This is a genomic window from Paraburkholderia unamae (assembly GCF_003096875.1).
In the GTDB taxonomy this organism is placed as follows: domain Bacteria; phylum Pseudomonadota; class Gammaproteobacteria; order Burkholderiales; family Burkholderiaceae; genus Paraburkholderia; species Paraburkholderia unamae.
Map to the genome: position 1 here is coordinate 162,859 of NZ_QEOB01000020.1, position 7,230 is coordinate 170,088.

At 64.8% G+C, this 7,230-nt stretch carries 6 protein-coding genes; 1 reads left to right on the forward strand and 5 read right to left on the reverse strand.

What is annotated here, in order from left to right; all coding sequences use genetic code 11:
• Positions 1-82: 82 nt before the first annotated feature.
• The 5 genes from paaK to paaN form a co-directional block, all read right to left on the reverse strand.
• On the reverse strand, positions 83-1,381 hold the full coding sequence (gene paaK, locus C7402_RS34300; RefSeq protein ID WP_112174916.1) for a phenylacetate--CoA ligase PaaK: 1,299 nt from the start codon (positions 1,379-1,381) through the stop codon (positions 83-85).
• 66 nt (positions 1,382-1,447) lie between these two features.
• Positions 1,448-1,918 carry a hydroxyphenylacetyl-CoA thioesterase PaaI gene (gene paaI / locus C7402_RS34305; protein ID WP_116613740.1) on the reverse strand — a complete coding sequence of 157 codons (471 nt, stop codon included), beginning with the start codon at positions 1,916-1,918 and terminating at the stop codon, positions 1,448-1,450.
• A gap of 1 nt (position 1,919) precedes the next feature.
• Positions 1,920-2,711 carry a 2-(1,2-epoxy-1,2-dihydrophenyl)acetyl-CoA isomerase PaaG gene (gene paaG, locus C7402_RS34310; RefSeq protein WP_112174918.1) on the reverse strand — a complete coding sequence of 264 codons (792 nt, stop codon included), beginning with the start codon at positions 2,709-2,711 and terminating at the stop codon, positions 1,920-1,922.
• 118 nt (positions 2,712-2,829) lie between these two features.
• Positions 2,830-4,038 carry a 3-oxoadipyl-CoA thiolase gene (gene pcaF / locus C7402_RS34315; protein ID WP_116613741.1) on the reverse strand — a complete coding sequence of 403 codons (1,209 nt, stop codon included), beginning with the start codon at positions 4,036-4,038 and terminating at the stop codon, positions 2,830-2,832.
• Between the two features lie 108 nt (positions 4,039-4,146).
• Positions 4,147-5,847: a phenylacetic acid degradation protein PaaN gene (gene paaN / locus C7402_RS34320; protein ID WP_116613742.1), complete on the reverse strand. Its 1,701-nt coding sequence runs from the start codon at positions 5,845-5,847 to the stop codon at positions 4,147-4,149.
• A 138-nt stretch (positions 5,848-5,985) separates the two neighbouring features.
• Between paaN and C7402_RS34325 the strand changes: the two genes are divergently transcribed.
• Entirely contained in the window at positions 5,986-6,762 is a 777-nt protein-coding gene (locus C7402_RS34325) for an enoyl-CoA hydratase (protein ID WP_116613743.1), read from the forward strand.
• Positions 6,763-7,230: the final 468 nt, after the last annotated feature.

Here is a 7,230-nt window from a genome sequence, read left to right on the forward strand (position 1 = left end):
CCTCTGTAGCGAAAAAGCCGGCATCTGCCGGCTTTTTCGTTTCCTGCTGCGCGTTCTTGTTCTTATGCTGCTCGCGCGGCGCTTACTTCGGCCGCTTGTCGATCACGCGCTTGGCCTTGCCCACCGAACGCTCGATGCCGTTCACGTCCAGCACGTTCACCTTGCACGTCACGCCGATGAGCGACTTGATGTCGTAAGCGAGCGCCTTGCTTGCCGCGTCGATCGCGCCGTAGTCGGGTGCGGTTTCCGGGCAAGGCTCGCAGTTGAGCGTCATCACGTCCATCGGACCTTCCTTCGTCAGGATGATCTGATAGTGCGGCGCAAGCGCCGGCTGCTTGAGCAGCAGTTCCTCGATCTGCGTGGGGAACACGTTCACGCCACGGATGATCAGCATGTCGTCCGAGCGGCCCGTGATCTTTTCCATGCGGCGCATGGTGCGCGCCGTACCCGGCAGCAAACGCGTGAGGTCGCGCGTGCGGTAACGGATGATGGGCAGCGCTTCCTTTGTGAGCGAGGTGAAGACGAGTTCGCCGAATTCGCCGTCGGGCAGGACTTCGCCGGTCTCCGGGTCGATGATCTCGGGATAGAAGTGGTCTTCCCAGATGGTCGGGCCGTCCTTCGTTTCCGCGCATTCCGACGCGACGCCCGGACCCATCACTTCCGAGAGGCCGTAGATGTCGACCGCCGTGATGCCCATGCGCTGCTCGATGGCCGCGCGCATGTCGTTGGTCCAGGGCTCCGCGCCGAAAATGCCGATGCGCAGCGAGCTGCTGGCGGGGTCGATGCCCTGGCGCTCCATTTCGTCGGCGATCGCGAGCATGTAGCTCGGCGTGACCATGATGATGTCGGGACGGAAGTCCTGGATCAGCTGGACCTGCTTCTCGGTCTGGCCGCCGCCGAACGGAATGACCGTGAGACCCGCGCGTTCCGCGCCGTAATGGGCACCGAGACCGCCCGTGAAGAGGCCGTAGCCATAGCTGATATGCACCTTGTCGCCGCGCTTTGCGCCGGCCGCGCGCACCGAGCGCGCCACGAGGTTGGCCCACGTGTCGATGTCGCGCGCGGTGTAGGCCACCACGGTCGGCTTGCCGGTCGTGCCCGACGATGCGTGGATGCGCGAAATCTGCTCCTGCGGCACGGCGAACATGCCGAAGGGGTAGTTGTCGCGCAGGTCCTTCTTCGTGGTGAACGGGAAGCGCGCGAGGTCGGCGAGCGACTGCACCTGGGACGGATGCACGCCCGCTTCGTCGAATTTGCGGCGATAGACCGGCGAATTCTCGTACGCATGGTTCAGCGACCATTTCAGGCGCTCGAGCTGAAGCGCGGCAAGCTCGTCGCGGCTCGCTTTCTCGATGGGCTCGAGCGGCAGCGTGGTAGTCATGGGTGTCTCCTGGACCTTAAGAACTTTACTCGTGACGCGTGGGGAATCGAGAAGGGGAAACCCGGTTCACATTGCGACTGGAATGACATTGCCGCGAATCTGCGCGGACTTGCCTCGGAAAAGCGCGACGGTTTCGCCTGCCCGGTTCGTCACGCGGATGTCGTAGACCCCGTTGCGTCCCGATAGCACCTGTTCGACGGCTTCGGCGGTCAACACTTCGTCGCGCAGGACCGGACGCAGGAACTCGATCGAGCAGCCGGCCGCCACCGTGTTGACGTTGTATGAATTACACGCGAAGGCGAACGCCGAATCCGCGAGCGAGAAGATCATCCCGCCGTGACAGGTCTGATGGCCGTTGAGGAACTCGGGCCGCACGGCCATGGCGAGGCGCGCGTAACCAGCGCGTACTTCGAGCAGCTCCATGCCGAGCGCGCGCGTGCAGCCGTCGGCTTCGTACATCGCTTGCGCGGCCGCGCGGGCGAGTTCGTCGGGCGACATGCCTTGCTCCTCTGACAGTTGCGAAACTTGAGTGGACATCTCAGCGGCCCTCGAAATGCGGTGCGCGTTTTTCGATGAAGGCGCGCACGCCTTCCGCGTAGTCGTACGAAGCGCCCAGTTCGCGTTGCAGATCGCGTTCGAGATCGAGCTGCTGGTCGAGCGTGTTCGTGGCCGATGCGCGCAGTGCTTCCCGCGTCGCGACGATGGCGCGCGTGGGTTGCTGCGCGAGCCGTGCGGCGAGTGCGCCGGCCGTTTGCACGAGCTCGGCGTCGTCGGTCACTTGCCAGACGAGGCCCCAGTTTTCCGCCTTCTCCGCGCTGAGCTTTTCGCCGGTCATGGCGAGTCCGAGCGCGCGGGCCATGCCCACGCGCTTGGGCAGGAACCACGTGCCGCCCGAGTCGGGCACGAGGCCGATTTTCACGAATGCCTGGATGAAGCTTGCGGAGCGCGCGGCGAGCACCAGGTCGCAGGCGAGGGCGAGATTCGCGCCCGCGCCGGCCGCCGTGCCGTTGACGGCGGCGATCACGGGCATGGGCAGCGCTTGCAGGCGCTTGATCAGCGGATTGAAATGCTCGTCGATGAGTTCACCCAGGTCGGTCATCGCACCCGGCGTGAAGTCGAGGTCGGCGAGATCCTGGCCTGCGCAGAAGCCGCGGCCCGCACCGGTTAGCACGAGTGCGCGCGCGCCCGCTGCGGCGATTTCGTCGAGCGCCGTGGCGAGTTCGCCGTGCATGGCGCGCGTGAAGCTGTTGAGCTTGTCCGGGCGGTTCAGCGTGATCGTGGCCACGCGGGTGGATGCGTCGATTTCGACGCGGATCGCATCGTAGGGCATCGGTTGTCTCCTGTCGGCGGGACTTGGCGCTTGAGTGCCTGGTCCCGCCCCATGCAAAGCAGTCGCCTGCCAGAGACCGCCGAACGCTGCGCCCGGCGGCCGGTCGATACTGCGCGCGTTATGCCTCGATGCGTTCGATCGCCAGTGCAATGCCTTGGCCAACGCCGATACACATCGTGCAGAGCGCGTAGCGTCCGTTCGTGCGCTCGAGCTGATAGAGCGCCGTCGTGACGAGTCGCGCGCCCGAAGCGCCGAGCGGATGGCCGAGCGCGATCGCGCCGCCGTTCGGGTTCACGCGGGGATCGTCGTCGGCGAGACCGAGTTCGCGCAGCACGGCCAGACCTTGCGACGCGAACGCTTCATTGAGTTCGATCACGTCGAACTGGTCGAGCGTCATGCCGAGTTGCTTGAGCAGCTTTTGCGTGGCGGGCGCCGGGCCGATGCCCATGATGCGCGGCGCGACGCCGGCCGTGGCCATGCCCAGCACGCGCGCGCGGCGGCGCAGGCCGTATTGTTGCGCGGCTTCCTCGTTGGCGAGCAGGAGCGCACAGGCGCCGTCATTGACGCCCGAGGCATTGCCCGCCGTGACGGTGCCGTCGGGCTTCACCACGCCCTTGAGCTTGCCGAGCGTTTCGAGCGTGGTCTCGCGCGGGTGTTCGTCGAGCGTCACGCGCACCGGGTCGCCCTTTTTCTGCGCGATCTCGACCGCGACGATTTCCTGCGCGAGCGTGCCGTCCTTCTGCGCGCGCGCCGCTTTCTGCTGGCTGCGCTGGGCGAACGCGTCCTGGTCGGCGCGGTTGATGTTGAAATCGCCCGCGACGTTTTCCGCCGTTTCGGGCATCGAGTCGACGCCGTATTGCTGCTTCATCAGCTTGTTGACGAAACGCCAGCCGATGGTCGTGTCGTAGATGGCCGTTTCGCGCGAGAAGGCCGCGGCGGCCTTGCCCATCACGAACGGCGCACGCGTCATGCTTTCCACGCCGCCCGCGATCATGAGGCGCGCTTCGCCCGCCTTGATGGCGCGCGCCGCGCTGCCGACGGCGTCGAGGCCCGAGCCGCACAGGCGGTTGAGCGTGCCGCCGGGAGCATCGGTCGGCAGGCCCGCGAGCAGCGCGGCCATGCGCGCGACATTGCGGTTGTCTTCGCCGGCCTGGTTGGCGCAGCCGTAGAGCACGTCGTCGAGCGCGCTCCAGTCCACACCGGGATTACGCTCGACGAGCGCGCGGATGGGCACGGCCGCGAGATCGTCCGTGCGGACATCCTTGAGCGCGCCGCCGTAGCGGCCGAACGGGGTGCGAATCGCGTCGCAGATATAGGCTTCGGTCATCTGGGGTTCCTCGGGCGCGAGCGCGGAAGTGCGCTCACGCCTTGCATGCTAGAGGGATGGTCAAGCGGGCGCCACTTGGGCGCCACTCGGTCGAACGGCATAGGCCGTTCAGCCGGCTACCGCGGGAGCCGCTTTCGGTTCAACATGAACGCGGCTTTGAACCACGCGGAAGCGGTTCGCCACGAAGGCGGAGTCGGAGAGCGCGGCGTTGGCGGCGGGGTTCGCGCCGGTGCCGTGGAAGTCAGAGAACGCGGCCGTCTGGTTCACGAACACACCGCCCGTCAGGTTGATCGAGAGCGCCACGCCGCCGGTCACGGCGGCTTCGTGTGCGGCGTCGATCACGGCGTCATCGGTGCTGTAGACGGAAAACGAAAGCGCGCCGTGGTCGCGGGCGGTCACGCCGGCCATTTCGAGCGACTGCGCGGTCGAGTCCGTGGCGATCACGAACGAGATCGGGCCGAACCATTCGCGCGTGAATTGCGCGGCGTCGCGGGCGGCGTCGAGCGCAAGCACGAGCGGCGTGCGCACGCGCGCGCCGGCGAACAGCGGGTGTTCGAGCGTCTGGCTGTCGGCGAGCACGGTGCCGAGCTTGCGGGCCTCGTCGATGCGAGCGGTCACGCCTTCGTTCTGGATCGCGCCGAGCACCTCGACGGCGCGCGCCGGGTCGGACACGAACTTCTGCACGGCGCCGGCAATGGCTTGCGCAACGGCGTCGAAGCTCACCGGGCCTTCGGCGGTGCGGATGCCGTCACGCGGCACGTAAATATTCTGCGGGGCCGTGCACATCTGGCCTGAGTAGAGCGAGAGCGAAAACGCGATGTTGCGCGCGGCGGCCTTCAGATCGTCCACGGAGTCGATCACGATCTGGTTCACGCCGGCCTTTTCCGTGTAGACCTGCGCCTGGTGCGCATTGCGCTCGAGCCAGTCGCCGTTTTGCGTGCTGCCGGTGAAGTCGATCAGCTTGATCTCGGGGCGCACGGCGAGTTGCTGGACGAGCGCGCCGTCATTGGGATCGGTGGCGAGCAGCGTCACCACGTTCGGGTCGAAGCCCGCTTCGCGCAGCACGTCGCGCGCAATGCGCACGGTGATCGCGAGCGGCAGGATCGCGCCCGGGTGCGGCTTGACGATGACGGTGTTGCCCGTTGCGAGATCGGCGAACAGGCCGGGGTAGCCGTTCCAGGTCGGGAACGTGCAGCAGCCGAGCACGAGGCCGGTGCCGCGCGGCACGATGGTGAAGCGCTTGTGCATCGCGAGCGGCGGATTCTTGCCCTGCGGCTTTTCCCAGTGCGCGTCGGCGGGAATGCGGCGCAACTGGTCGTACGCGTAGGTCACGGCTTCGAGCGCGCGGTCCTGAGCGTGCGGGCCGCCGGCCTGGAAGGCCATCATGAACGCCTGGCCGGTCGTGTGCATCACGCTGAAGGCGATCTCGAAGCTCGCGCGGTTGAGGCGTTCGAGAATTTCGAGGCTCACGCCTGCCCATGCCTGCGGACCGGCGGCGCGCCAGTCGCGTTGGGCTTTCTGCACCGCTTCGATCAACTGGTCCGGCGTCGACTTCGGATAGCGCGCACCGAGCGCAAAGCCAAAGGGCGAAGTCTCGCTACCGACGGTTTCACCCGTCGACGGCTGGTCGAGTTCGAAGGTGCGGTTCAGGTTGGCTTTGAACGCGGCTTCGCCGTCCGCGCTGGCGGTTTCCCCGTACACTTTGGGGCTTGGCATTTCGGCGAACGGGCTCCAGTAGCCGCGGGTCTCGATGGCGGCAAGCGCTTTTTGGAGCGTGCCTTCATGCTTGGCGAACAACGGATTTGTCATGGCGCAACGTGAATTGAGAGGTTGGACAGGGCCCGTGCCAATTAATTGACCGACCGGTTGGTTGGGCAATGTTAGCATTAGTCAAAGTTCGGCGTGAAAAATTTTTTTGGGGACTTTCTTTAGATGCAAGGAGGGGTTATGGGGTACGAAAACATCCTGGTTGAGACGCGCGGCAAGGTCGGTTTGATCACGCTGAACCGGCCGAAGGCGCTCAACGCACTGAACGACGCGCTCATGGATGAACTGGGCTCAGCGCTCAAGGCATTCGACGCCGACGAGGGTGTGGGCGCGATCGTCATCACCGGCAGCGAGAAGGCCTTCGCCGCAGGCGCGGACATCGGCATGATGGCGACTTACACCTTCATGGATGTCTACAAGGGCGACTACATCACGCGTAACTGGGAAACGATCCGCTCGATCCGCAAGCCGATCATCGCGGCAGTGGCGGGTTTCGCGCTGGGTGGCGGCTGCGAGCTGGCCATGATGTGCGACATGATCTTCGCCGCCGATACGGCAAAGTTCGGCCAGCCGGAGATCAAGCTCGGCGTGATTCCTGGGGCGGGCGGTACGCAGCGTCTGCCGCGCGCGGTGTCGAAAGCGAAGGCAATGGATCTGTGCCTGACCGCGCGGATGATGGGTGCCGATGAGGCGGAGCGTGCGGGTCTTGTGTCGCGCGTGATTCCGGCGGCGGACCTGTTGGACGAAACGCTTGCGGCTGCGGCGACCATCTGCGAATTCTCGCTGCCTGCGGTGATGATGGCGAAGGAGTCGGTGAACCGTGCGTACGAGACCACCCTCGCGGAAGGGGTGCACTTCGAACGCCGCATGTTCCATTCGCTGTTCGCGACGGAAGATCAGAAGGAAGGGATGGCGGCGTTTGTGGAGAAGCGCAAGCCGGCATTCAAGAACAAGTAATAGAGCGATGTGACCGATCGCCGGAAACGGCGATCGAATTTTTTCGCCGGCCCCCTTGCGGGGCGACGCTGGTGGCGTTAAGATTCGCCCCCTTCGCAGTTCGATGTCTCTGACATCCGGTTTTGCGAAGGCCGCCGCGGAAACCGGCGGACGCAGGAGTCGACAGCTTTTTAAGCGGTAAGCGAAAAAAAAGGTTGACGAAGCGAAAAAGATTCTTCATAATCTCGTTTCTCTGCTGCTGACGCAGCAACGCAGAAAGAAGCCGGTAGTCAAGCAGTTCTAACGGCAACTTCGCGATCGATCTTTAAAAATTTACAGCCGATAAGTGTGGGCGCTTGATGCGGTGACGCGACCTGACCTTGTTCTCCGGAATGAAGTCGGGAGTAGCGAAAGTATCAAGAGTCTCACACTAAAGTAAGTCAGGTTTTTGAATTTATTCAGAACCTGTCAGCTTTGAGTGAGCGACTG

Bases quoted from the DNA above. Each gene is read 5' to 3' on its own strand.
- paaK (WP_112174916.1), bottom strand. From the start codon at position 1,381: ATGACTACCACGCTGCCGCTCGAGCCCATCGAGAAAGCGAGCCGCGAC.
- paaI (WP_116613740.1), bottom strand. From the start codon at position 1,918: ATGTCCACTCAAGTTTCGCAACTGTCAGAGGAGCAAGGCATGTCGCCC.
- paaG (WP_112174918.1), bottom strand. From the start codon at position 2,711: ATGCCCTACGATGCGATCCGCGTCGAAATCGACGCATCCACCCGCGTG.
- pcaF (WP_116613741.1), bottom strand. From the start codon at position 4,038: ATGACCGAAGCCTATATCTGCGACGCGATTCGCACCCCGTTCGGCCGC.
- paaN (WP_116613742.1), bottom strand. From the start codon at position 5,847: ATGACAAATCCGTTGTTCGCCAAGCATGAAGGCACGCTCCAAAAAGCG.
- C7402_RS34325 (WP_116613743.1), top strand. From the start codon at position 5,986: ATGGGGTACGAAAACATCCTGGTTGAGACGCGCGGCAAGGTCGGTTTG.